The following is a 26,506-nucleotide window of genomic DNA, read 5'->3' as shown; positions in this document are numbered from 1 at the left end:
GTCAACAGCAGACTTGGAGACGACCATGCACGCCACCGGCACCCCCGCCGCCCGCCCCGCCGTCCTGCTCGTCGAGAGCCGCCGGGCCACCTTCACCGACCACGTCCTCGCCCGCGACGACGTCGACGTCGTCCTGCTGCGCTTCGACACCGTGCAGCTGACCGAGGAGTACATCGCCCGCACCGCGCACGTGCCGACGTTCACCCTGAACACCTCCGCGCCCCTGGAGGACGAGGCGGCCCGCTACCTGCGCTGGATGAAGGGCACCAGGGGCCTGCCCCGGCCGACCCACTTCTGCAACCCCAACGAGGCGCTGCAGGCCGCCGCCCAGCGCTTCGCCGCCCTGGTGGACCTGCCGCACCTGAGCGAGGAACAGGTCGGCTGGGTGCGCAACAAGATGACGATGAAGGACCGGTACGCCGAACTCGGCATCCCGCACGCCGCCTACCGCCCCGTGCGCGCCCTTCAGGACGTCGTCGCGTTCGGTGACGAGCACGGCTGGCCGGTGATCCTCAAGCCCGTCGACTCCGATTCCTGCATCGGCACCTACCGCCTCGACTCCGCGGAGGACCTGGCAGGCGTACCGCCGCTCGACCCGGACCTCGACTGGATGGCCGAGGAGTACATCAAGGGCCGGGAGTTCCAGCTGTGCGCGGTGATCGCCCGCGGCGTCGTGCTGGACGCCTACCTGTCGAAGAACCCGGTGCCGATCCTTGAGGTCCTCGACGGCAAGATCAACGCCAACATCACCTACGCGCCCGGCGAGGAGATCCCGGTCGACGCCCGCGCGCTGGCGCAGCGGCTCACCGACGGCCTCGGCATCCCCTACGGCTATCTGCACGGCGAGTTCTTCCTCACCGACGACGGCGAGTTCGTGATGAGCGAGGTCGCGGCCCGGCTCAGCGGCTGCGAGGTGCCGATGAACCACGGCCTCGCCTACGGGTTCGACTTCCTGCACGTCATCCTCGACACCTACCTCGACCGGGTGCCGGTGCCCGAGTACACCCTCGACCGTGCCGTCGGCGACCTGCTGCTGCCCACCGCGCCCGGCCGCGTCGTCCACATCAGCTCCGAGGAGGAACTGCTCCGGCTGCCCGGTGTGATCGGTGCCCGCCTGACCGCCGCGCCGGGCGACGTCCTCGACCCGCCGCGCGCCTCGCACGCCTCGACCGGCTATGTGCACGTCGAGGGCGCCACCGCCGACGAGGTGGAGGAGCGGATGCACACCGTGCTGCGCCACTTCGAGCTGAAGGTGGACGAGTCGTGAACGCCTCCGTGGCGCCGGGGCCGCTCTTCGCCCCGCACAGCGCGCTCGACGACTACACGGCGGCCGTGGCGGCGGACGCGGCAGGCGACGGTCCGCTGCCGGTGTGGACCGGTGGCCGTGGCGACCTGCTGGACGGCATCGCGCTCGCCGAGCAGGTCTACGCCGGCCGGCGCAGCCCGGAACCCGCGGACACCGGCGTCCTGTTCGGCGCCGACGAGTTGCCGGAGGCGCTGCGCGCCCTGCTCACCCCGCTGGCCCGCCACTGGGTGACCGACCCGGCGGCGCTGCCCGGGGACGGCTCCGTGCTGCTCGCCGGCACCTACGGCCGCCTGCGCGGCGACGAGGTGCAACCGGTCGTCGAGGCCGCCCACTCCTCGTCCCGGCCGCTGTTCCTGCTGACCGGCCGGGACGTGCACAGCCTGAGCTGGGTGGTGGCCAAGCAGTACGCCCGGGTCACGGCGGGCGCCGCGGTGGGCGTTGTCTCCGAGCTCGACGCGGCAGCGCCGGCGCCGGGCGCGGACGTGTGGTGCGGCGTGGAGGACGTACGCCGCGTCGACGTGGCGGAACTGGCGCTGGGCCGGGTGTGGGGCCGGGTGCTGTTCCACGGCAACGGCAAGGACGACCAGCTCAACCTGGGCCTGTTCACGCTGTGCGGGGCGAGCCCCGTGCCGGCCCTCCCCGGTGCCCCCGGCCCGAAATGCGCCTATGGTCTCGGCTGCACCAAGCCCATGGACAAGCTCATCCCGGCCCGCGCGATCCGGGCGGCCGAACTGGTGCTGGCGAACTGCTTCAGCGGCGCGCTCGCCGGACACGCCATGTACGACCCGAAGTACCTGATCCTGCTGAACGCCCTGGACGGACCGGCGCAGACGGTGGTGGCCACCCTCACCGCCTGCGACGGCCAGCGCCCGGAGAACCTGGCCTGGCTCGCGGCCGGCACGGTGGAGGCGGTCAACGAGCGGCTGCGGGACATCAATCCGTATCCGGCGTTCGTACAGGCCGGCCTGCGCTCCTCGGCCCTGGACCGGGACCTCACCGGCAGCAGGTCTCCGCAGCATGAGCCGCTGCCCCTGCACACCCTCGGCGCGCGGCTGTCCGGCCTGCTGGACAGCGGCCTGCTCGGCCCGGACCACCCGTTGCGGCCCCGGCTGCGGGCGCTGTCGGACACCCTGCTGCACGACGTGGTGCGTACGGTGGTGAACACCCCGGAGGCCGAGGAGGCGCTCGCCGCCGTCGCCAAGGAGGCCACGTCCCTCGACCTGGCCCTCGCCCACCGCTTCGCCAAGCACCACGACGACCCCGTCCTGCAGTTCCCGACCTACTTCGGCGAGCGCAGCGTGGCCGACGCGCCCGTGGCCCTGGACACCCCGTGCGCCTGCGGCCGCCCGCTGCGTGCCTACCGGCGCCGCGGCCGGGTGCCGGTGGTCACCGACACCGTGCAGGTGGTCTGCCCGCGCTGTGGCGATGTCGCCAACTCCCTCATCGCGTCGGCCGAGTTGACGATTAAGGCGGCGGATCAGGTGGCGGCCGGCGGTACCCTCCACGTGGTGGTCGAGGCCGTGGCGCGCCGCGCCGGGACGGTGAACCTGGGCATCGTGCTGCCGGTGTACCTCGACGCGAAGGTCGGCCCGGTGCTGCGCCGGGTGCGGGCGGAGCGTGCCGGCGAGCGGGTGCACGCCGAGTTCACGATCACACCGTCCCGCGATGCCATCCCGCAGGCCTACTACTTCTGCCCGTACGCCGTACAGGACCTCGGCATCTCGGTGTCCCGGGTGCACTTCACACTGCTTCCGGCGGACCGGGCCCGCTGACCGTACGGGGGCGGCGAAGAAAGGACGACGACGATGACGCGGACGCCGGCCGGGGACCCGGCTCGGGGCAGCTCGTGGGCGCCGCTCGCGCACCGCCCCTTCCGGCGGCTGGCGGCCGGCCGGCTGCTGGTGTACTTCGCCAACGCCATGGCTCCGGTGGCCCTAGCCTTCGCCGTCCTGGACGCGACCGGATCCACCACCGACCTGGGCCTGGTGGTCGGCGCGCGCTCGCTCGCCAACGTGGCGCTGCTGCTGGTCGGCGGGGTGGTCGCCGACCGGGTGCGGCGCACGCTGGTGCTCCAGGGGTCGGCGCTGGCAGCCGCCGGTGTCCAGGCCGCGATCGCCGTGAGCGTACTGCTGCACGCCGCGTCGATCCCGCTGCTGGTGCTGCTCAGCGCCTTCAACGGGGCGCTCGCCGCGCTGTCCCTGCCGGCGTCCGCCGCGCTCACTCCGCAGACGGTGCCCGCCGAGCTGATCCGGCCCGCCAACGCCGTCATGCGGATGGGCACCAACCTCGGCGCGATCGCCGGTTCCTCGCTGGCCGGCGTGGTGGCCGCCGTACTCGGACCCGGCTGGGGGCTCGCGGGCAACGCGGTGGCGTTCTGCGGCGCGGCCCTGTGCTTCCTCGGCGTGCGCACCGCCCCCGCGAACGCGGAGGGCGCCGCCGGGCCGGCCCGGCCCTTCCACGAACTGCGCGAGGGCTGGCGGGAGTTCACCTCACGTTCCTGGGTCTGGCTGGTGGTCCTGCAGTTCATGGTGGTCAATGCGGTGGTCGCGGGCGGCGTGCAGGTGCTCGGGCCGGTCGTCGCCGACGGCACCTTCGGGCGGGGGGCGTGGGGCACCGTCCTGGCAGCGCAGATGGCGGGAGCCGTGGCCGGCGGAATCCTGGCGGCCCGCTCCCGCGTCCGGCGCGCGCTGCTGCTCGGCGTGGCCCTGGTGACCCTGGAGGCCGTCCCGCTGGTCGTGCTGGCCGAGGCACCGGGCGCCCTGCTGCTGACGGTCGCGATGTTCGCCAACGGCGTGGCCCTGGAACAGTTCGGGGTCGCCTGGGACGTCTCCCTCCAGGAGAACATCCCCGCCGACCGGCTGGCCCGCGTCTACGCCTACGACGCGCTCGGCTCCTTCGTGGCCCTGCCCCTGGGCGAGATGGCCGCGGGTCCCCTGGCGGGCCGCCTCGGCGTCCGCACCGCCCTGCTGGCCGGTGCGACGCTGGTGGTGCTGGTGACGGCGGGGGCTCTGTGCAGCCGCCAGGTGCGGTCCCTGACGACGAACCCGGCGCCGGCCCCACCGCCGGCTCCGGCGCTGGAGCCGGCGCCCCGCTGACCGTCGCGCCTGCCGCCGGCCGCCCCGGGAAGGAAGGGGCCGCCGCTCCCGGCAACCGGCAACCGGCAACCGGCAGCCGAGGAAGGGCGATCACACCGCCGTGGAGCCCCGTTCCGTGGCGGACTGGGCCAGCGACTCCGCGAGGATGCGCCAGATCTGCGCGGCCAGGTCGATGTTCGCGTCGGCCTGGGCCTGTTCGGCGAGGGTCCGCAGGCCCTGGATGCCGCGCTCGTCGCCGGAGCGGATGAGAAGCTGGTGGCGCAGGATGTCCATCTGCACCCTCTCCCGGTAGGTCATCCGGGGCTCCGCCTGGGCGAGTTCGCCGAGCAGGGCGCGGGCGTCGTCGTACCGGGCGGTGGCGAAGGCGAGGTCGGCCTTGAGCGCGACCAGCTGCTGACGCAGTCCGGGGGTGCCGACGAAGGCCAGTGCCGACTCGGCCGCCGTCAGGCACCGTTCGGCCGCCTCGGGGTCCGGCGGCGTCTTCTCCAGGTGCAGCCGGCCGGTCGTGAGCCTGAGCCGGAGCCACAGCACCAGGTCCTCGCCGCTGCCGAACTTCTCCACCGCCTCCTCCAGGTAGGCCTGCGCGGCGGTGTGGTCGCCCTGCCGCAGGCGCACCGCCGCCGCGGTCCACATCGCCTCCGCCCACAACGCGTCCGTCCGGCCGGCGACCAGTTCGACCAGCTCGTCGGCGTGGGCCCGCGCGTCCGGCATCCGGCCCGCCTCGCCCTCCACCGAGACCAGGGCCAGCAGCACCGCGGCACGGTCCTCCACGTCCAGGTCGTCCTCGCGGGCGAGATGGTGGGCGGTCATCGCCGCGTCGAGGGCGTCCTTGATGTCGCCGAGCGAGCGCAGACAGCGGGCGAGCCGGGTCAGCCCGCGCACCCGCAGCGCGGTCAGCCCGACCGTGTCGCCGAGCTGTACCAGCTCCTCCAGGTACTCGCGTTCGCCGGCGTGGTCGCCCTGGACCCGGCGCTGCCGGGCCAGTTGCCACAGCGCCTGCCAGCGCAGAGCCGGCGTCTCGTGCCCCTCGGCCGCCAGGGCCTCGCGGAGCGTCTCCAGCGCCGCGTCGGAGCCGGTGGAGGCGACCAGCGACAGCGCGTTGGCGAGCGAGCCGCCCGCGGGTTCCTCGAAGTCCGCGACCTCCAGGCCGAGCCGTTCGGCGAGGTAGGCGACGGCCCGCTCGGTCGGTTGGCGGGCGCCGGACTCCAGCCGGGAGAGGTACCCCGTGGACATGCCGTCACCGGCCAGCGCGGTCTGGGACAGCCCGCGGGCCTGGCGCAGTTTCCTCAGACGGCTGCCGAACGCGGGCTGTTGCAGCATGTGACCATTCCCTGGGGACGGACGAGTGGGGGCGGCCGCGGGGCGGAACCGGCGAGCCACCGAAAGTCGCCACGAGCGTAGGGCGGCGGGCAACAGCCGGGCAATGTTTTGCCAGGCGCCGTGCCCTGGGTCTCGTGCGGATCTCACGGGGCTCTCGTGCGTTCCTCGAGCGGTCCTCCACCGGATACGGGCACGATCTCGAGCGTCAGCGGCGGTGCCTGCGCACCAGGCCGCCCCCATGCCACGGGAGCTGTTCCCGTCCGTGTCCACGGGAGTCGTCCATGAAGCAGTCGGTTCCTGCCCGCCGCGCTGCCCGCCAGGGCCGCTCCGGCCGACCGGGACCGATCCGCGCCACACCCTCCGACGACGACATCGACTGGCCGTAGAGGTGATCATGACGCACACCCCGATCCAGCACCGCACCCGCCCGCCCGCCCCGATGGCGGCCTCCGCCCCCACCCGGTCGCCCTCACCCGACCTCGACGGCTCGGACACCCTCCTGACGGCCTCGCTCGCCTCGGCGGTCTCGCTGGCCGGGGCCGCCTCGGCGGCCTGGGCCGCCGTTCGAGCCCTCACCCGGCACCGCGCGGCGGGCAAGTCCCGGGCTTCGCACGGCGCCTGAAACTCCGCCGGCACGGCACACGGCCGCCTTCGCCCGCCCGGCGGCTCCGGGCACCGCACCTTGGAGCTCGCGCACGCCGCACCGCTCCGCCGCGCCCCGGTCCCCGGGCGATGCCCGACGCGCAGAGGCGTCACCACCGGCCCCGGCCGGCCCGCGGCCCCCCTCTCCCCTGCGCCTCAGTACCGCGCGGCTGACGCGCTCGCTTCCTGCAGGGCCCCCGCCAAGACCCTGGGCCCGTCCGGGTCGTCGCAGGTGCCGCCGACCACGACCAGGGGCGGGCGGGCCCCGAACCCTGTGATCCGCCGGGCCAGTTCGCAGGCGAGGGCGCCGGCACCGGCGTAGCCACCGAGGACCAGCCGGCCGCGCGAGCGGGCCAGCCGGCCCAGGGCCACGGCCGAAGCGGCGGCCTCGGCACCGGCGGTCGGCCGGAGCGCGGTCAGCGCCTCCGGCCCGCGGTAGTGCCGCACCAGTTCCCAGTGGCCCGTGCGCGGCGCGCCCGGCACGTCGACCAGGCACACGGTCGCCGCCGCGGGCTCCGCGGCGGCGCGCAGCGACACCAGCGGCGACGCCTCACGGGCGACGGGACCGTCCGGTACCCGGGGCGTGACGGCATCCGGCAGCCAGGCCAGTACGTCTGCGACGGTGGTTGCCCCGGTCGCGGCGCAGGGCAGCAGGCGCAGCAGCCGTACGGCGTGCACCAGCAGCGTGCGGGCGGTCCCGCCGTCGACGAGGTCACGGTCGTACACACAGGTCAGCACGAGAGCTCGGCGGGCGTCGTGGCCGGCGCGCAGCCGGAGGGCGTACCCGGCGGGCGATCCGGTCGCCTCGCGCTCCTCCAGGCGGATTCCCTGCGCGGCGAGCGCGTCGCCGTACGACTCCTCGGGACGCGGACCGCAGTCGAAGGCGAGCAGGCCGCCGGCCCGCGACCCGCCGCCGCGGCCGGGGTCCAGCTCCCCGGCGGCGACCCATTCGTACGCGGCCATGTCCAGGACGTGGTCGCGCAGTTCGCGCAGCAGTCCGGGCAGGCCCAGCGTGGCGTCGACGGCGACCGTGACGGGCAGCGCGTTCTCGAACGGACCGGGAACACCCTCGATGCCCTCCAGGAGCAGTCCGCGCCCCGGGAAGTCCAGGCCGAAGCCGACGACGGCGGGCCGGGGCGCGGCGCCGGACGCGCGGTACAGGAGCATCGCCCACACCGCTTGCAGCACGCTGCTCTCGGCGACGCCCCAGTGGGCCGCCCAGCGCGCCAGGCCGTCGCTCTCGACCGGGGACAGGGTGGTGCGGTGCACGCCGGTGCCACCGCTGCCGGGGGGAGGGGCCGCCGGGGCGGGCGGGGGCGGCACCGGTGCGGACCGGCGGGCGGGCCTGCGCCAGAAGTCGCCGGCCGGGCCGAGGTCCTGGGCGCCGAGCCAGCGGGCGCAGTCGCCGAGGTCGGGACGGCGTTCGCCGCCGGGCAGCACCCCGTCGGCGAGGTAGGCGCGGCAGCACTCGCGCATCAGCAGCCGGACGCTCCAGCTGTCGAGCAGGGCACGGTGATAGGTGAGGAGCACGTCGGTGAAGGGCGCCGCCGCGTCCGCGGGGCCGCTGTCCAGCAGCGCCACCCGCAGGGGTCCGGGGCGGCGCAGGTCGAAGGCGCGGGCACGTTCGCGGGCGAGCAGCGCGGCGCGCCGGATCACCGTGACGTGCCGGTGGCGGACGACGTCCGGGGCGGCGCGCTCGAAGACGACGGAACGCGGCCGCGGATCCCACAGGAAGCCGGTGCGCAGCACGCTCTCGCGCTCCCCGACGGCCTGCCAGGCCGCCTCGAAACGGGCGGTGTCCAGGGGGCCGTACCAGCGCCAGACGATCTGCTCGACCTGGTGGTCGGGCCGGGCCAGGGCGTCGGCGAGCCGCTGTTGCTGCAGGGCGGTGACCGGCTCGGTGCGCGGCAGCGTCCCGCAGGGCCGGTCGCCCGCCGCCGCGGAGGGTACGGCGCCGGGCCGTGCGCCGGGGAGAGGGCCGGGGACGGCGGTGAGCAGGTCGGCGAGCAGACCGACGGGATAGGGCGCCGGCTCGCCGTCGTCGCCTGGGAGTACGACGGTGTGCAGCTCGGGGCCGTGTCGCAGCAGCCGGGGCCCCGTCTGCCGGGTGTCCGGGCGGCTCTCGGCGATGCGGTGCAGGGCCTGGTGGAAGCAGGCGGCGTCCAGTGGCCCGCGCAGTTCGAGGGCGCCGTGAGCGCCGCGCTCGGGGTCGATCACCGCGCACACGCCGGTAGGCCGGCCGTCGTTCATCGCCACCCCCTCCTGGACAACCGGTACGCAACGGACGTGTTCCGCCCGCGGCTTCAGCGGGCGGTACCGCGGGCCGGCCGAGAAGGCGGAGCGGCCTGGGCGGACGCGCCGCCGCGGGACGGGCCCCGGACCGTCCCCTCGTCCGGGATCGGCTTGGCGGGTCCGCCGCGGGGACGCGGCACCCGGCGGCGGACCCGGGCGTCAGGGGAGGTCACCGGGAGTGCCTGTGGCGCCCCGCTGAACCGCACGGCGTATCCCCGCGGCCCCTGCCCGCCACACGCCGGCGTCCCTGGCATCCGGCGGAGATACGCCTCCGGCTCCCGCTGCGGCTCCTGCTGCGGTACCCGCCGGCCGCTGTGGCGCTCTCCCATGGCCGTCCCCTCACACTCAGCCTCCCCACGCTAGCTCCGCCGCGTCCCGTCCGTCCGTTTTCTCCAGCCGTCCGCGAACGGTCCCCGACCTGCGCTCATCCGGGGCGGACACCTGCTCGCGCGGTACCGCGGGCCACCGGCCCGTCACCCGGCGTCGCCCGCGCGGCCCTCAGCCGCCCAGCAGGTCCGGACGCAGCCGCCGTACGCCGCCCGGCATCAGCATGGCGTCGAGGTTCTCGTGGTCCGGAGCGCAGCGCAGTACGCGGTCGAACCCGCCGGCGCACAGGGCTCGCTCGGCGCGCGTCGCGCCGTGCTCGTGCAGTCGGCGCCCCGACACGAGCAGCCGTATTGCCTCGTCGAGACCGAGCACGCCCGCCACGTACGCCGCGGCGCAGGCGCCCGCGCCCTCACCGGCGACCGCTGCGACCCGCGGCACGTCCCACTCCCGCCACAGCCGGAACAGCGCCACCTGGTAGGCGAACAGAGCGGTGCGGCGGAACTCGGCGCGGTGCAGCAGGCGGGCGTCGACACCGTCCTGCGGGGCGAACACGGCGGCGGCCAGCGGCACCGGCAGCCGCCGGTCCGCCACCCGGCACGTCGCGTCGAACGCGGCGCGGAACTCGGAGCACGCCCCGTACAGGGTCCGCGCCACGGCAGGCCTGACCCCCGGCCCGGAGGCGAACAGCACGGCCGTGTCGCCGTCCGGGTCGACCACGACGGGCCGCCCCCTCAGGGCGGAGTGGCCCGCTTCCCTATTACGCCGTAATAGCCCGGCCCAGCCGGACGCCACCCTCACGGGCCGTCCCCCTCTCCTGCGGCGGTAGGGGCCGACGGTGGCGTCCGCCGCTCGAGAACCGGCCGAGGCGCGCTCGAACTCCGCCGGAGCCCCGGAAGCCGAGGTCCGATTCAGCGCTGCTGCGCGCCGGGCACCAGGATGTCGTGGACGTGGGCGACCCGCCCCGCCGCGTCGAACCGGAGTTCGGCGACCAGCGACCAGGTCTCGCGTCCGGCACGGGCGGTCGCCCGCAGCACGACGACGTCACCGTCGGCGAGGACGCTCTCGACCGTCAGCCCGAGCCCGTCGGGCAGGGCCCGCCCGCCCGGGCCGCCGGGACCCGCCCAGTGCCGGGTGAGCCGGTTGACCTCGCCCCGGTTGCCCGCCGCGACCAGTTCGAGGACGAGTTCCTTGTTGCGCTCGCGCAGGCAGCGCGCGGTAAGGAGCTGGTGCAGCACCCCGCTGAGGGGCTCGGTCAACGTGGGCGCCATGACGAGAGGTCCTTCCTCATGGTTCGTCATCCCGTACAGCCGTCACCGAAACCATGCCCGCCACTGCTGGAGAGGCGATGGAGCACGGGTGAAACACAGCGGACCCGGGGAAATCACTTCGCGCTTTCTCACGTTCCGTGAAGGCATTCCGAAAAGCTTCAGCCAATTCCTGCCGCTTTTCTTGAATTGATTTCGGCCGGATTCATTCGCCCGGCCCTCGCCGCCGGGGGCGCACTGGTGAAACGCGCACTACACCCCTACGTACAGGGCTGTTCGCACACCTCCTTGTAGGGGGGTACGGACCGTTGCCAGGCCCGACCGCACCCACCAGGATGGATTCCTGGTTCTCACCGCTCTGGCGCCCCCGGACGGCATTCCGTTTTCCGGTGTACGTCGCCGCGCGTGAATCCGACGACCTGGTAAGCCGTGGGCCGCTCGCGGGCTGGAGGTACGTGTGCGAGTTCAACCGATGCCCGGACTGAGCGTGAGCGTCGACGCGCAGGGGCGCCTGGACGTGGTGCCGGAGCCGTCGGCACCGGCCCGCGCGGTGCGCTGCGGTCCCGTCGGTACGGCGATGTGGCTCGCCCTGCGCCGGCACAGCGGTGACGTGGGCGCCGCGGCCCGCATGCTGGCGTCGCTGTGGGGCACCGAACCGGCCGACACCCTCGCGGACATGGACATCTGGGTCGACGAACTGCGCGACGCCGGTCTGGTGCGCACCGAGCCCTGACCGGCGCGTGCCGCGTTCCGCCACGGCTCCACCACCCCTGTAGGGGGTGTGGTCAGGCTGGTCCAGGTTAGGGGTGGACCAACCGAGACGGGGCGACTATGACGTTGGTCGGAAGGACCACGGCGATCAGGACTCTGACGGATTCCTTCACGGACTGTGCGGAGGGGCACTCCCGCACGGTCCTCGTGGAGGGGCCCACGGGCTGCGGCAAGAGCGCGCTCGTGCACCTGCTGGTCGAACAGGCCGCGGCCGCGGGGGCCGTCGTGCTGTGCGCGACCGGCTTCCCCGCCGAGCGCGCCACCGCGTGGGGCGTGGTCCGCCAGCTGCTGGCCGGCCGGTCCGGGCCGGCGCTGTGGGAGAACACGGCGGACCGGACACCGCGCATCGAGGACCTGCAGGCCCTCTGTGCCGAGCTGCGCGAGATGAGCGAGAGCAGCCCGCTGGTGCTGTGCCTGGACGACGTCCACCACGCCGACGACGAGTCCCTCGCCTTCCTCCAGTACCTCGCCCGCTACGCACGGCCCTCGCGCATCCTGCTGGTGGTGGCCACCACGGTCCACCACGAGGCCGGCGACCCGGCGTTCACGACCGAGCTGATGCGCCAGCCGACGTTCCGCCGCATCCGCCTGGAGCGTCTCGGGCCGGCCGAGGTGACCGCACTGGCCGAACGCGCGGGCTGCCGCGAGCACGCCTCGCTGCTGTACGAGACCAGCGGCGGCAACCCCCTCCTGCTGCGTGCCCTTCTGCAGGAGCGCGCGCTCACGGCCCCCGCCGGCTTCGCCGCCTCCCGCCCGGGACCGACCGCACCGGCGCACCACGGCACCTGGCCCCCGGCAGCGGCCGAGGTGCCCCGTGTCCTCACCGACCGGACCCGCCCGCCGGCGCCCGCGCCGCACGCCCCTGCCGCCGCAGGCCCGGCCGGTGCCGCGGCCACCGGCTGCACGGCCGGCCCGGTCCCGGACGTCGACGGCCCCTTCGTCCAGGCCGTCCACGCCTGTCTGTACCGCGTCGGCGCCACCGCGGCGGCGGTCGCCCGGGCCGCCGCGCTGCTGGGCGAGGCCGCCACGCCGGAGCGGATCGCGGAGCTGGCCGGCCTGGCGCCGCCCGCCGTGCGGCAGGCCATGGCCGGCCTGCACGGCGCGGGTCTGCTGAACGACGCCGGCTTGGCGCACCCCGCCGTGGGCGACGCGGTCCTCGGCGCCCTCGCCCCCGCCGACCTGGCCGCCCTCCACCGCCGGGCGGCCCTGCTGCTGCACCGCCGGGGCAGCCCGGCGGTGGAGGCGGCCGGACACCTGCTGTCCGCCGCCGCCGTGGCCGGTACCGCCCGGTCGGCCACCGATGAGGAGACGGAACTGCTGTGCGACGCGGCCGAGAGCCTGCTCGCCGAGGACGACGGCCGCGGCGCCCTCGGCCTGCTGCAGGCGGCCCACCGGCTGTGCGCCGACGACGTGCGGCGCGACGGTGTGGCGATCCGGCTCGCCCAGGTCACCTGGCGTTTCGACCCGGCCGCCGCCGAGCGGCTGGTCACCGGCCCGCTCGCCGCGCTGCGCGAGGGCCGCCTCGACGGCGAAGGCACCCAGCCGCTGTCCCAGCTGCTCCTGCTCCAGGGACGCCTCACCGACGCGGCGCGCCTGCTCGGCGACGGTGACCCCGAAGGGGAGGAACCGGGCGCCTCGCCGCTGGACATGGTGATCGACGCCGGTTCCGCCGCCGAACGTCTGCTGCGCTCGGCCAGTCCGGCCGAGGCGACGATGACGCCGATCGTGCAGGCGCTGCGCTCGCTGCTGCTGTCCGACCATCCCGAGCGGGCCGTCCCCTGGAGCCGCACCCTGCTGGAGGACGCGGAACGGCGTGACGCGCCGGGCTGGGCCGCGGTGTTCGCCACCCTGCACGCGCAGGCGCTGCTGCGCATCGGCGACCTGGCCGAGGCCCGCGCCTACGCCGACCGGGCCCTTCAGTCGCTGCCGGAGCGCAGTGGCGGGGGCCTGCCGTACGCGGCGACGGCGGTGCTGATCCGCGCCCACAGCGCCATGGGCCACTACACCGAGGCCTCGCGGCTGTGCGACCGGCCGGTGCCCGCGGTCCTGCTGGACAGCCTGGACGGGCTCGCCTTCCTGCACGCCCGCGGGCTGCACCATCTGACGGGCAACCAGCCGCAGGCCGCGCTCACCGACTTCCTCACCATCGGCCGGATCATGCAGGCCCAGGGCATCGACCGGCCCGCCTGCCTGCCGTGGCGCACCGACGCCGCCCAGGCGCTGCTGCGGCTGGGCAAGTCCCAGCAGGCCGAGCAGCTGGTGCTGCAGCAGCTGGCGCTGCCGGACGCCCGCCGGCCCTGGGTCCGCGGGGTCTCGCTGCACCAGCGGGCACTGACCACCGGACCGGCACGGCAGCGGATCTCGCTGCTGGAACAGGCGGTGAACGAACTCCACCGCTCCGGGGACCGGCTGGCCACCGCCCACGCGATGGCCGATCTCGGCCGGGCCCGGCAGTCGGAGGCGGGCGCCCCGGCGAAGGGGACGGCGACGATCAGGGCGGCGTGGAACCTGGCGAAGGAGTGCGGTGCGACCGCGCTGTGCAAGGAGATCCTGCCCGACGCCCCGCTCAGCGACCCCGCGCCGGACCGCGCCGAGCGGCCGGGACCGGAACGGCTGGAGGGCACGCTGAGCAGTTCCGAGCAGCGGGTGGCGACGCTCGCGGCGCAGGGACTGACCAACCGGGAGATCTCCGCGAAGCTGTATCTCACCGTCAGCACGGTCGAGCAGCACCTGACGAAGGTGTACCGCAAGCTCCGGATCAGCGGACGCGGCGATCTGCCGTTCGCCCTGTCCCCCGACGGCCCGCCCACGACGGCCGGCCACCTGGTTAGGGGTGAGTAACGGGTTCCCCCTGCCGACACGACCGGTATTCCATCGAGACACCGACGACATACAAAAGGGTGAGGTCAGCAATGGCTTGGGACAAGAAGTTCGAGGAACTCCTGCGCGACTACCTGCCGTTCCTCGACGCGGAGGAACCGCTGGAGGCCGACACCGACCTCAGGGTCTCGGGTCTGGACTCGCTGGGTGCGGTGGAGCTGCTGGGCTCCCTGGAGAGCGCCTACGACATCCGCTTCGTGGACGAGGCCCTCTCCCTGGACACCTTCGCCACTCCGGCGGTCCTGTGGGAGACGGTGACCCGGTTGCAGGCGGCCGCCTGAGCCCCTGCGCGAACACGCCGAAGCCGCCGTCCCCGGATGGCGGTTCGGCGGTTCGGTGCTGTTCCGTGTCGTGGCGGGTGGGGCGTGCCGTGCTCTGTGGTCCGGGCGGTGCCGCCCGTCACGCCGCGAACAGGTCGAACGTCGAGGTGCGGCGCGGCCCCGCGAGCACGTCCAGCTGCGGATCGACGGCCAGCATGGCCTGGTGCAGGCGCTGCAGCTGCGGCGAGGGTTCCACGCCGAGTTCGTCGATGAGCCGCATGCGCAGTCGGCGGTAGACCTCCAGCGCGGTGGCCTGCCGGCCCGACCGGTACATCGCCACCATGGCCTGCGAGTGCAGGCCCTCGTGATGCGGATGGCGGGCGGTCAGCTCGGTCAGCTCCGCGATCAGCTCCGCGTGACGACCGAGCCGCAGATCGGCGTCGATGCGCCGCTCCACGGTCACCAGCCGGCTCTCCTGAAGCCGCATCACCTCGATGTCGAGGACCGGTCCGGCTTTCACGTCGACCAGCGGTGCGCCGGTCCACAGGTCGAGTGCCTCGCGGAACTGCGCCGCGGACGCCTCGTTGTCCCCCGCCTCGAACGCGGCCTGTCCCTGCCTGACGAGTTCCTCGTACCGGTGCACGTCGACACAGCTCTTGTCGATCTGCAGCAGATATCCCCCGTGCCGTGTGGCGAGGACGTCCTTCGCTCCGGTCGGCGCGCCGGGGCCCATGGCCGTACCGAGCCGCCTGCGCAGTTGGAGGATGTAGGTCTGCAGGGTCGTCAGCGCGCTCGCCGGAGGTTCGGTTCCCCAGAGTTCCTCCATGAGCGTGGGAACGGGCATGACCCGCCCGGGATAGAGCGCCAGCAGCGACAGAATCTGTCGCGGCTTACCGGCCGTCGGAACGATTGATCCCCCGTTGACCTCGGCACTCAACGGACCCAGAACCTGAATCTGCATCGGTGGCCTCCCCACCTCGTCGAGTTCCTTGTCCAGTTCCTTTTGGTGGCCTGAAATTCTCCGCCACCACGCCACGCTAGCCGTGTCCATGCCCCCCGAGCGATTTTCTGTAGCGGTCCTCCAGCGGCACTCCAAGTGGGGTGTTGCGTAAGGCCGGTAAAGCACTCAAGAACACGTGTACCAATGCTGGAAATGAACTGTCGATTCCGGTGTGGAATTCGGGACGACGGATAGCCTTGCGGGCACACGATCTCTTCCCGCCCGCCGATGTGAAACGGAGACGCGATGCGAGCGCCCGGTTCCGCCTCACCGGCAGACGCGCCGGCGACGGTCCCCGCGGTGCGCCTGTTCCTCTTTCCGCACGCGGGCGGCTCAGCGCTGATGTACCAGAACTGGCCGGCGCAGTTCCCCGCCGGCTGGCGGGTGACGACACTGGACGCGCCCGGCCACGGCACGCTGGCGGGGCAGCCGCCGCTGAGCGACGGTGACGCCCTGGTGGCCCACCACCTCGACCGGCTGGCCCCCGAACTGGGCGCCGGGGAGCCGGCGTTCGCGCTGTTCGGCCACAGCATGGGCGCGCTGGTGGCGTACGAACTCGCCCGCAGGCTGACGGCGCGGGGCCGCCCTCCGGTGTGGCTGGGCCTTTCGGCCTGCGGTGCGCCCCGCCGGAACGGCCCGCCCGTGCCGGCGCGCGCCCGGGAGCTGTCCGACGAGGAGCTGCGGCGCCGGGTCGCCCAGCTGGGCGGCACCCCTCCGAAGGTGCTGAACCACCCTGGCCTGTGGCGGTACTTCGCGCCGGTCATCCGCGCCGACCTGCGTCTGGTGGAGAGCTGGCGTCCGGCGCCCGCCGGCGAACCGCTGCCGGTGCCGGTGTCCCTGTTCGGGGGCGCCGAGGACGCGGTGGTGGGCCCGGCCGCGCTGGAACGCTGGAGCGGGCACTGTGCCCGGCTGCTGGCGACGCACGTCTTCCCGGGAGGTCACTTCTACTTCCAGGACGACCTCGCGGCCGTGGCCCGGGCGGTGACCCACGACGTGACCGAGGCCCTGCGCCCGGCGTCCGCGCCCGGCCGCTGAGCCCCCTGGTGCCGTCCGCGGACTCCCGCCGCCCAGCTGGAAGGCGCCACGCCGACGACAGCACCTGGTGCCCCGACAGGCAGCGTTCGCCCCGTCGCGACGCCCGGCAGGCCCTCTTGCCGCACCGGCCGAAAGCCGGAGTACGTCCAGTACGGGGACGTCCGGCGGGGCACTAGCCATGCGTCGCGCCCACGGGCTCGGGCAGGGCGATGGTGTGCGGCGTGGCGCGGCTCCAGGGGAACCCGTGGTGCAGCTCGAGCAGCGGGGCGCCGTGTTCGTCGGCGGGTACGGCCACGGCGGCCAGCACGTCCGGCACCGGCTCCAGCTCCAGGAACCGCCAGCGCCCGGCCGGATCGTCGGCGGGCGGCCGGAAGGCGAGCACGCCCCGGTCGTCGGCCAGGGTGAAGCAGAACTCGTCGAAAGGCAGTCCGAGGCCCAGTCCGCGTGCCTTGGAGTACGCCTCCTTCAGGGTCCACAGCCTGAGCACCCGCCGGTCCCGCTCCCGTCCCCGGGCCGCGCCGGCCACCCACTGCTGCTCCTCGGGGGTGAAGGTGGTCAGGATGGTCTGCAGGGCCTGCGCGTCCCGGCCGAGGCCCTCGACGTCGACTCCGATGCGGTGCCTGCGGACGATACCGAGCAGGCTGTAGCCGCCCGCGTGGGAGAGGTTGAAGTCCAGGTGGTCGCCGCCGCGCGGCAGGCCGCCGGGCAGCGGCTGCAGGAAGGGCCGCCCGCGCGAGGAGCGCCAGATGACCAGTTCGGCCTCGGCGAGGCCGGCCTCCAGCGCCAGCGCGCGACGGACCAGGGTGTGGGCGACCAGGTACTGCCGGCGGTCGCGTTCGAAGAGGAAGCGGGCCGCCGTCTTGTGTTCACGCTCGTCGAGCCAGTGCGAGGCCAGGTCTGCGGCGATGGCCGGCGGCAGGGCGTCGTTGGGGCACAGCCACAGCTTCACCGGGGCCTGCGTCTCCCCGAGCGGTGCGGGCCCGGCACTGAGGGGCTCCGGTGCGGTGATCGTCATGGCGCCGCTTCATCCATCCGCCAGGAGCCGGGCGGCCTCGTCGACGCCGATCCTCTCGCCTCGCACGGCGTCGAGCAGCGCGACCACCTCGTCCTGGGACAGCGGGGGCCGCTTCGCGGCGACGGTGACCGGCTCCTGCCTCCGCTCCGCCCTGGCCGGTACGGCACTGCCGGCGCCCGGCGCGGCCTGGGTCACCGTGCCCCGGGTGCGGGAGGCGACGTAGGCCGCCATGGCGGCGAGGCTCGGATGCTCGTGGACGGTGACGGGGCGTTCGGTCAGGCCGTAGGCGCGGTTGACGGCGGCGGCGAACTCGGCGGCCAGGATGGAGTCGATGCCCAGTTCGGCGAAGGCGGCACCGCCGTCGATCTCCCAGGGGTCGCAGTGCAGGATCCGCGCCAGTTGCGCGCGCAGGCTCTGGAGCACCGCGGCGGAGGCACCGGGGTCCTGGACGGCGGGGGCCTCCTCGGCACCGCCGCGGACGGCTGCCACATGGCGGGCGAGGAGGGCCGGCGTGGGGTGCTCGTAGAGCGCCGCGGCGGCGATCCGGACGCCGAAGTGCCGGCTGACCGCCGCGACGAACTCGACGGTGAGCAGGGAGTCCAGGCCGAGCACGGGGAAGGGCTGTTCGGGGTCGACCCGGTCGGGGTCGACGTGGACCACGCCGGCCAGCACGGCCGTGAGCTCGGCGAGGATGTCGCCGCGGGCACCGAAAGGTGCCGTCGGCTCACTGGTCATGGTGGATGCCTCCAAGGGATCGGCCCCCGCGCCGGAGGGTCAGTGGGTCGGTGTCAGGGGTCCGGCGTACGGGCGGTGCGTGGTCCGGGGAGCCGGGGCGGGCGCCGCCGGGCCCGGCGTGGTCTCGGGCGCGGCCATCAGGATCGAGTGCTGCAGCCGGCGCAGCCGCGGTGACGGTTCCAGGCCCAGGTCGCGGCCGAGCGTGGTGCGCAGCTGCTGGTAGACGGCGAGGGCCTCGCCGCGGCGCCCGGAGCGGTGGAGCGCGAGCATGAACTGGGCGTGCAGGTTCTCGTGGGTGCGGTAACGGCTCGTCAGCACGGTCAGCTCGGCGAGTACTTCGCGGTGCCGGCCGAGCCGCAGGTCCGCCTCGATGCGCTGGTCGAGTGCGCACAGCCGGCTCTCGTCGAGACGCTTGGCCTCCATGGCGAGCTGGACCCCGGTCTGCACGTCCGCGAAGGCGGATCCCGACCACAGGTCCAGGGCGGCGGCGAGCGTGCGCGAGGCACCCGCGAAGTCACCGGCGTCCATGGCCCGGTAGCCCTGTCCCGCCAGCCGTTCGAACTCGCGGACGTCACTGGTGCCGCCGCCGGAGGAGAGCAGGTATCCGCCCGGCAGGGTGAGCAGCACGTCCTTGGCGGTACGGCGTGCGCCACGGTCACCGGATTGCTCCGCGGTGTCGTGGGCGAGCGCCGCCGCGATGAGCTCGCGCAGTTGCAGCACGTAGGTCTGCAGGGTGGTGCGCGCGCTGCGCGGCGGCCGGCCCGACCACAGTTCCTCGATGAGCGAGGCGACCGGCACCACCCGGTCCGCGTGCAGCGCCAGCAGCGCCAGCACCTGGCGTGGCTTCGGCGCTGTGGGGGCCACGGACACCCCGTTCTCCCTCACGTCCAGTGCGCCCAGTACGTCGATGTCCACGCCGTCTCCCCTAGTTCACCTGCGCTGCTGGCACTACACGATTTAAAAACAGCGCGCACGGTATGTCAATAGCAGACCGTACGTTCTGTTTTTAACAACTCTCAAGTGACGGCACAGCAGGTCTCGAAGACCGCCATTCACCTGCAACTATGGGGTAGGTCAGCAGCGTTGACGGCACGCCAGGATCCGCCTCGGACCGGCCCGCATTCCCGCAGGAGGGAGCGATCCGCCCTCGGACCCTGACTGAACAGACCGCCCAGCATCCTCATGCAGTATCAAACAGACCAACAGGTTTGGTCTGTTGGCCCTACTGCGGGGGGTTGCCGTGCTTGCGGGAGGGCAGGTCGGCGTGCTTGTGGTGCAGCATGGCCAGCGACCGGATGAGGACCTCGCGGGTCTCGGCGGGGTCGATGACGTCGTCCACGAGGCCGCGCTCGGCCGCGTAGTACGGGTGCATCAGCTCGGCCTTGTACTCCTTGACCATCCGCGCCCGCATGGCCTCGGGGTCCGGCGCCTCGGCGATCTGGCGGCGGAAGATGACGTTCGCGGCGCCCTCGGCGCCCATGACGGCGATCTCGTTGGTGGGCCAGGCGTAGGTGAGGTCGGCGCCGATCGACTGGGAGTCCATGACGATGTAGGCACCTCCGTACGCCTTGCGCAGGATCAGCGAAATCCTCGGCACGGTCGCGTTGCAGTAGGCGTACAGCAGCTTCGCGCCGTGGCGGATGATTCCGCCGTGCTCCTGGTCGACACCGGGAAGGAACCCGGGCACGTCCAGCAGCGTCAGGATCGGAATGTTGAAGGCGTCGCACATCTGCACGAAGCGCGCGGCCTTTTCACTCGCCTCGATGTCCAGCACGCCGGCCAGCGTCTGCGGCTGGTTGGCGACGATGCCGACCACGTGCCCGTCCAGCCGGGCGAGTGCGCAGATGATGTTCCGCGCCCAGCGCTCGTGGACCTCCAGGTACTCGCCGTCGTCGACGATCTCCTCGATCACCCGGGTCATGTCGTAGGGCCGGTTGCCGTCGAGGGGCACCAGGTCGAGCAGAGCCTCACCGCGCCGGTCGGCGGGGTCGGCGGACACCACCCGCGGGGGGTTCTCGCGGTTGTTCTGCGGGAGCAGCGACAGGAGGTAGCGCACCTCGGCGATGCAGGTCTCCTCGTCGTCGTAGGCGAAGTGGCACACGCCGGAGGTCTCCGCGTGGACGTCGGCGCCGCCGAGCCCGTTCTGGGTGATCTCCTCGCCGGTGACGGCCTTGACCACGTCCGGGCCGGTGATGAACATCTGCGAGGTGTCACGGACCATGAACACGAAGTCCGTCAGGGCGGGGCTGTAGGCCGCACCGCCCGCGCACGGGCCCAGCATCACCGAGATCTGCGGGATGACGCCGGAGGCCTTGGTGTTGCGCTGGAAGATGCCGCCGTAGCCGGCGAGGGCCGAGACGCCCTCCTGGATACGGGCGCCCGCGCCGTCGTTGAGCGACACCAGCGGCGCGCCGGCCGCGATGGCCATGTCCATGATCTTGTGGATCTTGGTGGCGTGGGCCTCGCCCAGCGCGCCGCCGAAGATCCGGAAGTCGTGCGCGTAGACGAAGACCGTACGGCCCTCGACCGTGCCCCAGCCGGTGATGACACCGTCGGTGTACGGCTTCTTCGCCTCCAGCCCGAACCCGCTCGCCCGGTGCCGACGCAACTGCTCGACCTCCTGGAAGGACCCCGGGTCCAGGAGCAGCTCGATCCGTTCCCGTGCCGTCAGCTTGCCCTTGGCGTGCTGCGCCTCGGTCGCCTTCTCGCTGGGGCCGGCCACGGCCCGCGCACGGATCTCGTGCAGCTCGCCGACCCGCCCGCGGATGTCGGCGGGACCGGCCTCGGCCTCGGCGGCGGCCATCGTCATCGACATGTCGTCAGATCCCTTCCTGAAGGGGCGAAAGCATCCATCACTGCCAGCTGCGCGATCCCTGGTAGGCTCGGGGCCGCCGCCACCAGCGCGAACCATTGATCGGCCGCCGCTGTGCGTCCTCCTCCGCCGGCCCGCCGCGCAGGGCGAGCAGTACGACGGTCAGTGCGGCCAGTTCTTCCTCGGTCGCCGTGCCGCGCTCGACGCGCAGAGCCGGTTCCCCGTGGTCCGTGTCGCCCATGCCGCCTCCTCTTTTCGGCCACGGTCCGCCATGGCGCTCAAGAGGGGGTCTCGGCCCGCTAGAGAACCGGTCGGCGCCGGCGGCGGTCAGGTACTGCGCGCCCGCACCGCCCGCAGGGCCCGGGACAGTGCCTGCGCGCTCTCCGCGGCACCGCCGACCCCGGTCATGACCACGGCCGGGGTCTCGCCGGTCTGCTCCGCCGTGCGACGGGCGATCTCAAGGGCGACCCGGCCGGCCGGACCGGCGCCGCACAGGATCAATTGCCGCCCGGGACCGAGCATTTCCTGGAGGGTGCCGGGCGACACGGCCCGGCCCGTCACGCTGAGCAGCACGATGCGCTCCGGCCCCGCGTGCTCGTGCACGAGCGTGTCGTACGCGCCGGGCGTGACACCGGGGACGGTGACCAGGCACACCACGTCCGCCTGAGCCTCCCCGGCCCGCAGCACCGCCAGCGCGAGCCGGCTGCCGCCCGGGCCCGGTGGTGTCATACGGGGCACCTCGGAGCTGCCCAGCAGTCGCAGCGCGTCGGCGACGGTGAACGTCTCGTCCGGGTGCTCGGGCAGGCTGCGCAGCAGGTGCAGGCACTGCGAGAGGGTGCCGGAGGCGTCGGTGTCGGTGAACCTGGCCCTGTCGTACAGAGCGGTCAGCACCAGGGCGCCCTCGGCGTCGTAGTGCGCGACGAGGGTGACCGGCAGGGTCGTGTCGCCGCCCGCGCTGCGCGGCACACCCACCCGGATGCCCTGCGCCGCCAGTTCGGCGCGCAGGTTCTCCGGCAGTTCGGGGGGGTTGTCGAAGCGGACGGTCGTCTCGGTGAGGCCGGGGCCGGGGGCCCGCCCGCTCCACTCCTGGATCCGGTCGGCGCAGACCCAGGCGTAGGGGTCGAGGTCGAGCGCGGCGTCCCGCACCTGCAACAGCAGGTCCACCAGCGGCGCCGCGGGGTCCACGGTCACCGTCATCGGCAGCGGGTTGCCCAGCAGTCCGGGGATGTCGGCCGCGGCCCGCAGCGACATGTCCCGCCCGGACAGGTGCACGCCGAAGGCCACCGGCAGCGGCCCGTCGGCCCCGGCCGCCCGGTACAGCAGCAGCGCCCACACCACGTGCAGCGCGCTGCTCTCCCCCGCACCCCTGCCCGCGGCCCAGGAGCGCAGCCGGGAGGTCTGGGGCGGCCTGAGCCGGCGCTGGATCCGGCCGGGCCCCTCGGCGTGCCGGGGCGGTCCGCCGGGGCGGCCGGGGCTGACGGCGGCGCCCGCGGGCGGCGCGGCCGCCGCCCAGAACTCCCGGGCCCCGGCCGGGTCCTGGCGGGCCAGCCACTCGGAGTGGTCGCGGATGTCGGGCCGCCGGTCACCGCCGGGCAGCATCCCGCCGGCGAGATAGGAGCGGTAGAACTGCCGCAGGAGCAGGCGTGCGCCGCGCTCGTCGAGCAGAGCCCGGTGATAGGTCACCAGCACACGGGTGGGCGACCGCCCGGCGCCGGTCGTGTCCGGCGGCCCGTCGAGCAGCGACACCCGCAGCAGGCCCGGCCGGTACAGCTCGAACCCGCGGGCCCGGTCCTGCCGCAGCAGTTCGCTCCAGCCGACGGCGGCGTGGACATGACGTACGACCTCCACCACCGCGCGCTCGTGCAGCACCAGGCGGGCGGCACCCGACCAGTCGAAGGACGCCCGCAGCACCGCCTCCCGCTCGGCGACGGACTGCCAGGCGGAGATGAACCGGGTGAGGTCCAACGGGCCCGCCCAGTCCCAGAAGATCTGCTCCACGTACCGGCCGGGGCCGCCCTCGGCGTCCACCGCCGCGGTGAGCAGCTCACGCTGGTGCCCGGTCATGGTGATCGTGCCCGCGGCGAGCGGTGCCAGCAGGTCCGCCAGCAGATCGTCGCTCAGCGGCAGGCCGGGTGTGGCCGGGCCGCGCGGCGTGAGCCGCAGCAGATGCCGGCCGGGGCGCCCGGCGTCCAGGGCGCCGTCCAGTTCCACGTCGTACGCCGGATGGCGCTCGGCGACGCGGGCGGCGATCGCCTCGGCCTCCGCACGGGCGAGTCCGCACAGCTCGAAGACGAGTGGTGACGAGGTCCGGGTGCCGAGCGGTTCATGCACCACGGCAAGGACGGCGCCCGTGTGCGAGTGATGACTCCTCATCCGCTGCCCGGGGCGCCGGACACCTGTGCCGCAGCAGCGGTGCCGGGTACCCCGACCTCCTTTTCGAATCGTTTCTGCACAGCGTTTCCGGCCACGGCCCGCCACCCCCGCCCGAACCGGCCGCCGACGCCTCGCCTCACCGCCGTCCGGGGCCCCGCGCCCCCGGAGGACCGACGACGCGGGGGCCCGGCGGCTCCCTCAGGGGGGTCCTGCCCGGCTCGACGGGTAAGGGCGCCCGGAGCCTGCCCTCCGACGTCGGCACGGCATCCAGGCGGTGCGCCTCGCTCACCAGGAAGCGTTCCTGGACGAGATGGGTGGCGAAGGCCCACTCCCCGGCCGTGTCCCCGGTCAGCCCGGCGGCCCCCGACGCGTCCCATGCGAAGCCGACCGCCGAGAAACGGCGCCGCATGCCGTGCCCCAGCGCCTTGGTGTACGCCTCCTTCAGCGTCCACAGCCGCAGGAACCGGTCGGTGCGCTCCTCCTCGGGCAGGGCCGCCAGCAGTTCGGCCTCCCCAGGAGTGCACACGTGCCCCCGCAGCAGCTCGAAGGAGATCCGGCGCCCGGCCGGCTCGGCGTCCACGCCGACCGGGCCCGCGCGGCTGACGCCGACCACGATCAGCTCGTCGGTGTGGGTGAGGCTCACCTGCAGGTCCGCACCGAGTCCCCGCAGCACGGGCCGCCCGCCCGGCAGATAGGCGAGGTCGAGCCGCCCGGCAGGCACCTGGAGGGCAGCGGCGGCGGCGTGCTTGACCACCACCCGGGAGACGGCGAAGCTCAGCCGCCCGGCGGGGGCCGGGTGCTGCCGGTAGCGGGGCCAGTCGCGGCCGAGCAGCGTGCGCAGCCCGGGATCGAGCAGGGCGGGTGCCAGCCACTGGCCCCACGTGGTGTGCACCACCGCCCGGCCCGTCTCCTCGATCCGCTCCTGCACCTCCTCCCACGGCCCGTCCGGCCCGGGCACGTGACACGGCGGCGGAAACGGTCCCGCCGGGACGCGGACCCGCGCGCTCACCACCGCAGCCTCGTCGCATATAGATCGCAGTCCAGGCCGTGCGCCCCGCGCCGGGCCAGCTCCGCCCACACGCCCGGCTGCGGATCGGGGGTGCGGTCGGGCAGCGGCAGCCCGAGCCGCTCGGTGATCCGTCCGAGCGCCAGCAGCGCCCAGCCGGCTCCGCCGAGGAAGGGCAGCCGTGCCCCGGCCGCCGCTTCCCGCACCCCCAGCACGGCGCCGGCCAGCACCAGCAGGGCCTGGCGGTCCGCCAGGGCACGTGCCGCCGGGTCAGCGGGATGGTGCGGGGCGGTGGCCGCGCAAGCCGTGGCCACCGCCCGCCGCTCGACGACCAGTCTGCGGCCGACCCGGGCGAGCGCCGCGGTGGCGGGCTCGTCCGCACCGGCCAGCCGGGCGGTGGCACCGGCCAGTGTGGCCGCGACGGCCGGCACCCGGTCCGCGCCTGGCGCCACGGCGGGAGCGGCCTCGGTGATCCGGAACAGCGCCGCACACTCCGTACCGTCCCCCGGCCACGGGCCGTCCGCTTCCCTCAGCCCGCGCACGATGCGGGCCTGCGCGGTACTGGCGGCCGTCCAGTCGACTCCGGCGAACGCCCGCTCCCGGACGATCCTGGCCAGCGTGCGCCGCTCGGGCGTGTCACGGTGGAAACCGCACTCGTCCAGGACCAGTTCGAGATCGCCCAGCAGCTCACCGACCAGCTGGGGTACGAGATACCCCACGACGGCGGCGAGCCCCTCCCCCTGCTGCGGCGAGGGCCCGGGGCCGTCCGCGCCGCGCTCCTGTGGCGGGCCGGACCGCAGAGCCACGGCCGTCAGGCTCTCGCAGGCCAGCAGATCCGCGAAGGCCGAGGCCAGGACCGGCTGCCACTGCCTGACGCCGGGTTCGTGCCTGCCGAGGCCGTCCACGATGCCGGCCGCACCGCGCAGGACGCCGCCGGCCGCCGCGGTCAGCGCCCCCGGCCCGAGCAGCGCGGCCGCCGGGTGCGGCACCGGTGCGCACAGCAGCGGCCGGATGCCCCAGGCATGAGCGAGGGCGAGATCGCGCCGGAAGAGCGGGCGCAGGGCGCGGGCGAGCCGGTCGGCGGCCGGCCGCGGCTCCCCGGCGCCGGGCAGGCCGGCGGGAGGGGCCGGCACAGTGCCGTGCTCCTGGGCCCACAGGGCGGACCGGCCGTAGGGGTTGCCGGGATCCCGGGGGTCGCCGAGCAGTTCCTCCAGGCGCGCCGCTTCGGCCGCCGGCTCCGCGGGGTCAGGGGCTGTCCGGGGCGTCGGGGGCCGCCCGACACGCGAGACGGGCCGGGTCAGGGCCATCGCCGATCTCCTCGTCGTCGTGGTGCCGGTCGCCGTACGGTGGTTCTCCGGCGGGCTCATCGCAGTCGGCGTACGGCGCTCTCGGCGTGCCACCGCGCCAGGCTCAGCGCCTCGGTGCTGGAGCGGCCCAGCCACTCGCGCACATACCGGCGGGCGTCCACGAGGAGGGCGCCGCCGCCCAGGACGGCCTCCACCGCGCTCTCCCGGAGCATCACGTGGTGGGCGGAGACGACCCGCACTCCGGTCTCGTCGGGCTCCAGGTACCACTCCCCGTAGTGCGCGGCGACGGGGTCGGGTGTCACGGTCTCCTTGTGCACGATCCGTCCGGCGGCCGGGAAGCACAGCCGTACGGCCTCGGAGAGGATCGTCTCCCCGGTCTCCGGGGCGCAGGTGTGCAGGACCGTCGTCTGCACACCCGGTCGGTCCTCGGTGACCTGGGCCCGGTCGACGTCCGGAACCAGGTCGGCCCAGTCCTCGATGCGGTAGAGGAAGTCGTAGACGAGTTCGGCGGAGCCGGAGACGTACACGCTGTCCTCGAAGGACAGCAGCAGTTCGTCCAGCCGGTCCCAGCGCTCGGCCGCCCGGCGCAGCTCCTCCAGCTCGGCCCGCACGTCCGTCTCCAGGGTGCCGGGCGTCTCGTGGGGCCCGGCGGGGCGCTCATGGCGCAGGGTCAGCAGGCACCTGCCGTCGCCGTCGGGCGCCACGCTCCAGGTACCGGACGTCGGCGCTCCGGGCAGCAGGGCATCGCGCCGTTCGAACTCGATACGGCGCTCCTGTGGCCGCAGCACGCGGCGGGCGAGGGCGGAGGACACCTGGCCGCCGAGCAGGTGCCACAGCCGCAGGTCCTCCTCGGTGCCGTCGAAGTCGACGCGTTCGACGTGAATGTAGGGGGCCAGCAGAACGGGCCAGCGGGGGGCGTCGACGAGCAGGCCGTAGACGACGCCCGCGGGCGCCGCGACCGGGACCGTGTGCTGGGCGGCGTGCACTCGCTGCGACGACATGCGCGACCCCCTCCTCCAGGTGTGATCAACGCTGCACCGCAGGGCCTGAGCGGGGCTCGATTCC

22 protein-coding genes and 1 pseudogene are annotated in these 26,506 nt (G+C 74.3%); 9 read left to right on the top strand and 14 right to left on the bottom strand.

Annotated elements, in window-relative coordinates:
• Positions 1–25 precede the first annotated feature (25 nt).
• From OG956_RS39125 to OG956_RS39115, 3 genes are read left to right on the top strand one after another with little or no spacing between them, the layout of a single operon-like run.
• The gene (locus OG956_RS39125; protein ID WP_330343114.1) at positions 26–1,267 is read left to right on the top strand and encodes an ATP-grasp domain-containing protein; all 1,242 of its coding nucleotides are present in this window, start codon (positions 26–28) and stop codon (positions 1,265–1,267) included.
• Complete coding sequence (locus OG956_RS39120) at positions 1,264–3,078, top strand: hypothetical protein (RefSeq protein ID WP_330343113.1); 1,815 nt, start codon at positions 1,264–1,266, stop codon at positions 3,076–3,078. Before OG956_RS39125 ends, OG956_RS39120 begins: the two co-directional genes overlap by 4 nt.
• A 33-nt stretch (positions 3,079–3,111) precedes the next feature.
• The gene (locus OG956_RS39115; protein WP_330343112.1) at positions 3,112–4,401 is read left to right on the top strand and encodes an MFS transporter; all 1,290 of its coding nucleotides are present in this window, start codon (positions 3,112–3,114) and stop codon (positions 4,399–4,401) included.
• A gap of 90 nt (positions 4,402–4,491) precedes the next feature.
• On the opposite strand, the gene OG956_RS39110 is transcribed toward OG956_RS39115, so the two are convergent.
• Entirely contained in the window at positions 4,492–5,721 is a 1,230-nt protein-coding gene (locus tag OG956_RS39110) for a helix-turn-helix domain-containing protein (protein ID WP_330343111.1), read from the bottom strand.
• 394 nt (positions 5,722–6,115) lie between these two features.
• On the opposite strand from OG956_RS39110, the gene OG956_RS39105 reads away from it, so the two are divergent.
• On the top strand, positions 6,116–6,343 hold the full coding sequence (locus tag OG956_RS39105; RefSeq protein WP_330343110.1) for a hypothetical protein: 228 nt from the start codon (positions 6,116–6,118) through the stop codon (positions 6,341–6,343).
• Between the two features lie 176 nt (positions 6,344–6,519).
• Here OG956_RS39105 and OG956_RS39100 read toward each other — a convergent pair whose 3' ends face one another.
• The 3 genes from OG956_RS39100 to OG956_RS39090 form a co-directional block, all read right to left on the bottom strand.
• The gene (locus OG956_RS39100) at positions 6,520–8,613 is read right to left on the bottom strand and encodes a condensation domain-containing protein (RefSeq protein ID WP_330343109.1); all 2,094 of its coding nucleotides are present in this window, start codon (positions 8,611–8,613) and stop codon (positions 6,520–6,522) included.
• 540 nt (positions 8,614–9,153) lie between these two features.
• Entirely contained in the window at positions 9,154–9,699 is a 546-nt protein-coding gene (locus OG956_RS39095; RefSeq protein ID WP_330343108.1) for a hypothetical protein, read from the bottom strand.
• Positions 9,700–9,890: 191 nt separating this feature from the next.
• Positions 9,891–10,250 (bottom strand): hypothetical protein, encoded by a 360-nt coding sequence (locus tag OG956_RS39090; protein WP_330343107.1) that lies wholly within the window; start codon positions 10,248–10,250, stop codon positions 9,891–9,893.
• A gap of 469 nt (positions 10,251–10,719) precedes the next feature.
• Here OG956_RS39090 and OG956_RS39085 point away from each other — a divergent pair, with 469 nt between their 5' ends.
• The 4 genes and pseudogenes from OG956_RS39085 to OG956_RS39070 all read left to right on the top strand — a co-directional run bounded on the left by OG956_RS39085 (position 10,720) and on the right by OG956_RS39070 (position 14,179).
• Complete coding sequence (locus OG956_RS39085; protein ID WP_330343106.1) at positions 10,720–10,980, top strand: PqqD family protein; 261 nt, start codon at positions 10,720–10,722, stop codon at positions 10,978–10,980.
• A 95-nt stretch (positions 10,981–11,075) separates the two neighbouring features.
• Positions 11,076–11,510: pseudogene (locus OG956_RS39080) on the top strand (ATP-binding protein); the annotation flags it as partial.
• A gap of 66 nt (positions 11,511–11,576) precedes the next feature.
• Positions 11,577–13,859: a helix-turn-helix transcriptional regulator gene (locus OG956_RS39075; protein ID WP_330343294.1), complete on the top strand. Its 2,283-nt coding sequence runs from the start codon at positions 11,577–11,579 to the stop codon at positions 13,857–13,859.
• 71 nt (positions 13,860–13,930) lie between these two features.
• Positions 13,931–14,179: a phosphopantetheine-binding protein gene (locus tag OG956_RS39070; RefSeq protein WP_330343105.1), complete on the top strand. Its 249-nt coding sequence runs from the start codon at positions 13,931–13,933 to the stop codon at positions 14,177–14,179.
• A 118-nt stretch (positions 14,180–14,297) separates the two neighbouring features.
• Here the strand turns inward: OG956_RS39070 and OG956_RS39065 are convergent, their stop codons facing one another.
• Entirely contained in the window at positions 14,298–15,119 is an 822-nt protein-coding gene (locus OG956_RS39065; RefSeq protein ID WP_330343104.1) for an AfsR/SARP family transcriptional regulator, read from the bottom strand.
• Between the two features lie 339 nt (positions 15,120–15,458).
• Between OG956_RS39065 and OG956_RS39060 the strand changes: the two genes are divergently transcribed.
• Positions 15,459–16,193 carry a thioesterase II family protein gene (locus OG956_RS39060; RefSeq protein WP_330343103.1) on the top strand — a complete coding sequence of 245 codons (735 nt, stop codon included), beginning with the start codon at positions 15,459–15,461 and terminating at the stop codon, positions 16,191–16,193.
• 172 nt (positions 16,194–16,365) lie between these two features.
• Here the strand turns inward: OG956_RS39060 and OG956_RS39055 are convergent, their stop codons facing one another.
• The 9 genes from OG956_RS39055 to OG956_RS39015 all read right to left on the bottom strand — a co-directional run bounded on the left by OG956_RS39055 (position 16,366) and on the right by OG956_RS39015 (position 26,442).
• Positions 16,366–17,208, bottom strand: a complete 843-nt coding sequence (locus OG956_RS39055; RefSeq protein WP_330343102.1) for a 4'-phosphopantetheinyl transferase family protein — start codon at positions 17,206–17,208, stop codon at positions 16,366–16,368.
• Between the two features lie 9 nt (positions 17,209–17,217).
• Entirely contained in the window at positions 17,218–17,943 is a 726-nt protein-coding gene (locus OG956_RS39050) for a phosphopantetheine-binding protein (RefSeq protein ID WP_330343101.1), read from the bottom strand.
• Positions 17,944–17,982: 39 nt separating this feature from the next.
• The gene (locus OG956_RS39045) at positions 17,983–18,858 is read right to left on the bottom strand and encodes an AfsR/SARP family transcriptional regulator (RefSeq protein WP_330343100.1); all 876 of its coding nucleotides are present in this window, start codon (positions 18,856–18,858) and stop codon (positions 17,983–17,985) included.
• A gap of 307 nt (positions 18,859–19,165) precedes the next feature.
• A complete protein-coding gene (locus tag OG956_RS39040; RefSeq protein ID WP_330343099.1) occupies positions 19,166–20,758 on the bottom strand; it encodes an acyl-CoA carboxylase subunit beta in 1,593 nt (530 codons plus the stop codon).
• 37 nt (positions 20,759–20,795) lie between these two features.
• On the bottom strand, positions 20,796–20,996 hold the full coding sequence (locus OG956_RS39035; RefSeq protein WP_330343098.1) for an acyl-CoA carboxylase subunit epsilon: 201 nt from the start codon (positions 20,994–20,996) through the stop codon (positions 20,796–20,798).
• A gap of 86 nt (positions 20,997–21,082) precedes the next feature.
• The gene (locus OG956_RS39030; protein WP_330343097.1) at positions 21,083–23,089 is read right to left on the bottom strand and encodes a condensation domain-containing protein; all 2,007 of its coding nucleotides are present in this window, start codon (positions 23,087–23,089) and stop codon (positions 21,083–21,085) included.
• Between the two features lie 175 nt (positions 23,090–23,264).
• Positions 23,265–24,056, bottom strand: a complete 792-nt coding sequence (locus tag OG956_RS39025; RefSeq protein WP_330343096.1) for a 4'-phosphopantetheinyl transferase family protein — start codon at positions 24,054–24,056, stop codon at positions 23,265–23,267.
• A gap of 77 nt (positions 24,057–24,133) precedes the next feature.
• The gene (locus OG956_RS39020; RefSeq protein ID WP_330343095.1) at positions 24,134–25,501 is read right to left on the bottom strand and encodes a hypothetical protein; all 1,368 of its coding nucleotides are present in this window, start codon (positions 25,499–25,501) and stop codon (positions 24,134–24,136) included.
• On the bottom strand, positions 25,498–26,442 hold the full coding sequence (locus OG956_RS39015; protein ID WP_330343094.1) for an SRPBCC family protein: 945 nt from the start codon (positions 26,440–26,442) through the stop codon (positions 25,498–25,500). The genes OG956_RS39020 and OG956_RS39015 overlap by 4 nt, the downstream gene beginning before the upstream one ends.
• Positions 26,443–26,506: the final 64 nt, after the last annotated feature.

The organism is Streptomyces sp. NBC_00557 (assembly GCF_036345995.1).
Lineage (GTDB): Bacteria > Actinomycetota > Actinomycetes > Streptomycetales > Streptomycetaceae > Streptomyces.
This window is presented reverse-complemented; position numbering and strand designations above follow the sequence as displayed.

Coding starts and splice junctions, on each gene's coding strand:
- OG956_RS39070 (WP_330343105.1), top strand. CDS start 13,931: ATGGCTTGGGACAAGAAGTTCGAGGAACTCCTGCGCGACTACCTGCCG.
- OG956_RS39085 (WP_330343106.1), top strand. CDS start 10,720: ATGCCCGGACTGAGCGTGAGCGTCGACGCGCAGGGGCGCCTGGACGTG.
- OG956_RS39115 (WP_330343112.1), top strand. CDS start 3,112: ATGACGCGGACGCCGGCCGGGGACCCGGCTCGGGGCAGCTCGTGGGCG.
- OG956_RS39100 (WP_330343109.1), bottom strand. CDS start 8,613: ATGAACGACGGCCGGCCTACCGGCGTGTGCGCGGTGATCGACCCCGAG.
- OG956_RS39020 (WP_330343095.1), bottom strand. CDS start 25,501: ATGAGCCCGCCGGAGAACCACCGTACGGCGACCGGCACCACGACGACG.
- OG956_RS39110 (WP_330343111.1), bottom strand. CDS start 5,721: ATGCTGCAACAGCCCGCGTTCGGCAGCCGTCTGAGGAAACTGCGCCAG.
- OG956_RS39125 (WP_330343114.1), top strand. CDS start 26: ATGCACGCCACCGGCACCCCCGCCGCCCGCCCCGCCGTCCTGCTCGTC.
- OG956_RS39015 (WP_330343094.1), bottom strand. CDS start 26,442: ATGTCGTCGCAGCGAGTGCACGCCGCCCAGCACACGGTCCCGGTCGCG.
- OG956_RS39055 (WP_330343102.1), bottom strand. CDS start 17,208: ATGACGATCACCGCACCGGAGCCCCTCAGTGCCGGGCCCGCACCGCTC.
- OG956_RS39090 (WP_330343107.1), bottom strand. CDS start 10,250: ATGGCGCCCACGTTGACCGAGCCCCTCAGCGGGGTGCTGCACCAGCTC.
- OG956_RS39035 (WP_330343098.1), bottom strand. CDS start 20,996: ATGGGCGACACGGACCACGGGGAACCGGCTCTGCGCGTCGAGCGCGGC.
- OG956_RS39065 (WP_330343104.1), bottom strand. CDS start 15,119: ATGCAGATTCAGGTTCTGGGTCCGTTGAGTGCCGAGGTCAACGGGGGA.
- OG956_RS39040 (WP_330343099.1), bottom strand. CDS start 20,758: ATGTCGATGACGATGGCCGCCGCCGAGGCCGAGGCCGGTCCCGCCGAC.
- OG956_RS39050 (WP_330343101.1), bottom strand. CDS start 17,943: ATGACCAGTGAGCCGACGGCACCTTTCGGTGCCCGCGGCGACATCCTC.
- OG956_RS39075 (WP_330343294.1), top strand. CDS start 11,577: ATGCGCCAGCCGACGTTCCGCCGCATCCGCCTGGAGCGTCTCGGGCCG.
- OG956_RS39105 (WP_330343110.1), top strand. CDS start 6,116: ATGACGCACACCCCGATCCAGCACCGCACCCGCCCGCCCGCCCCGATG.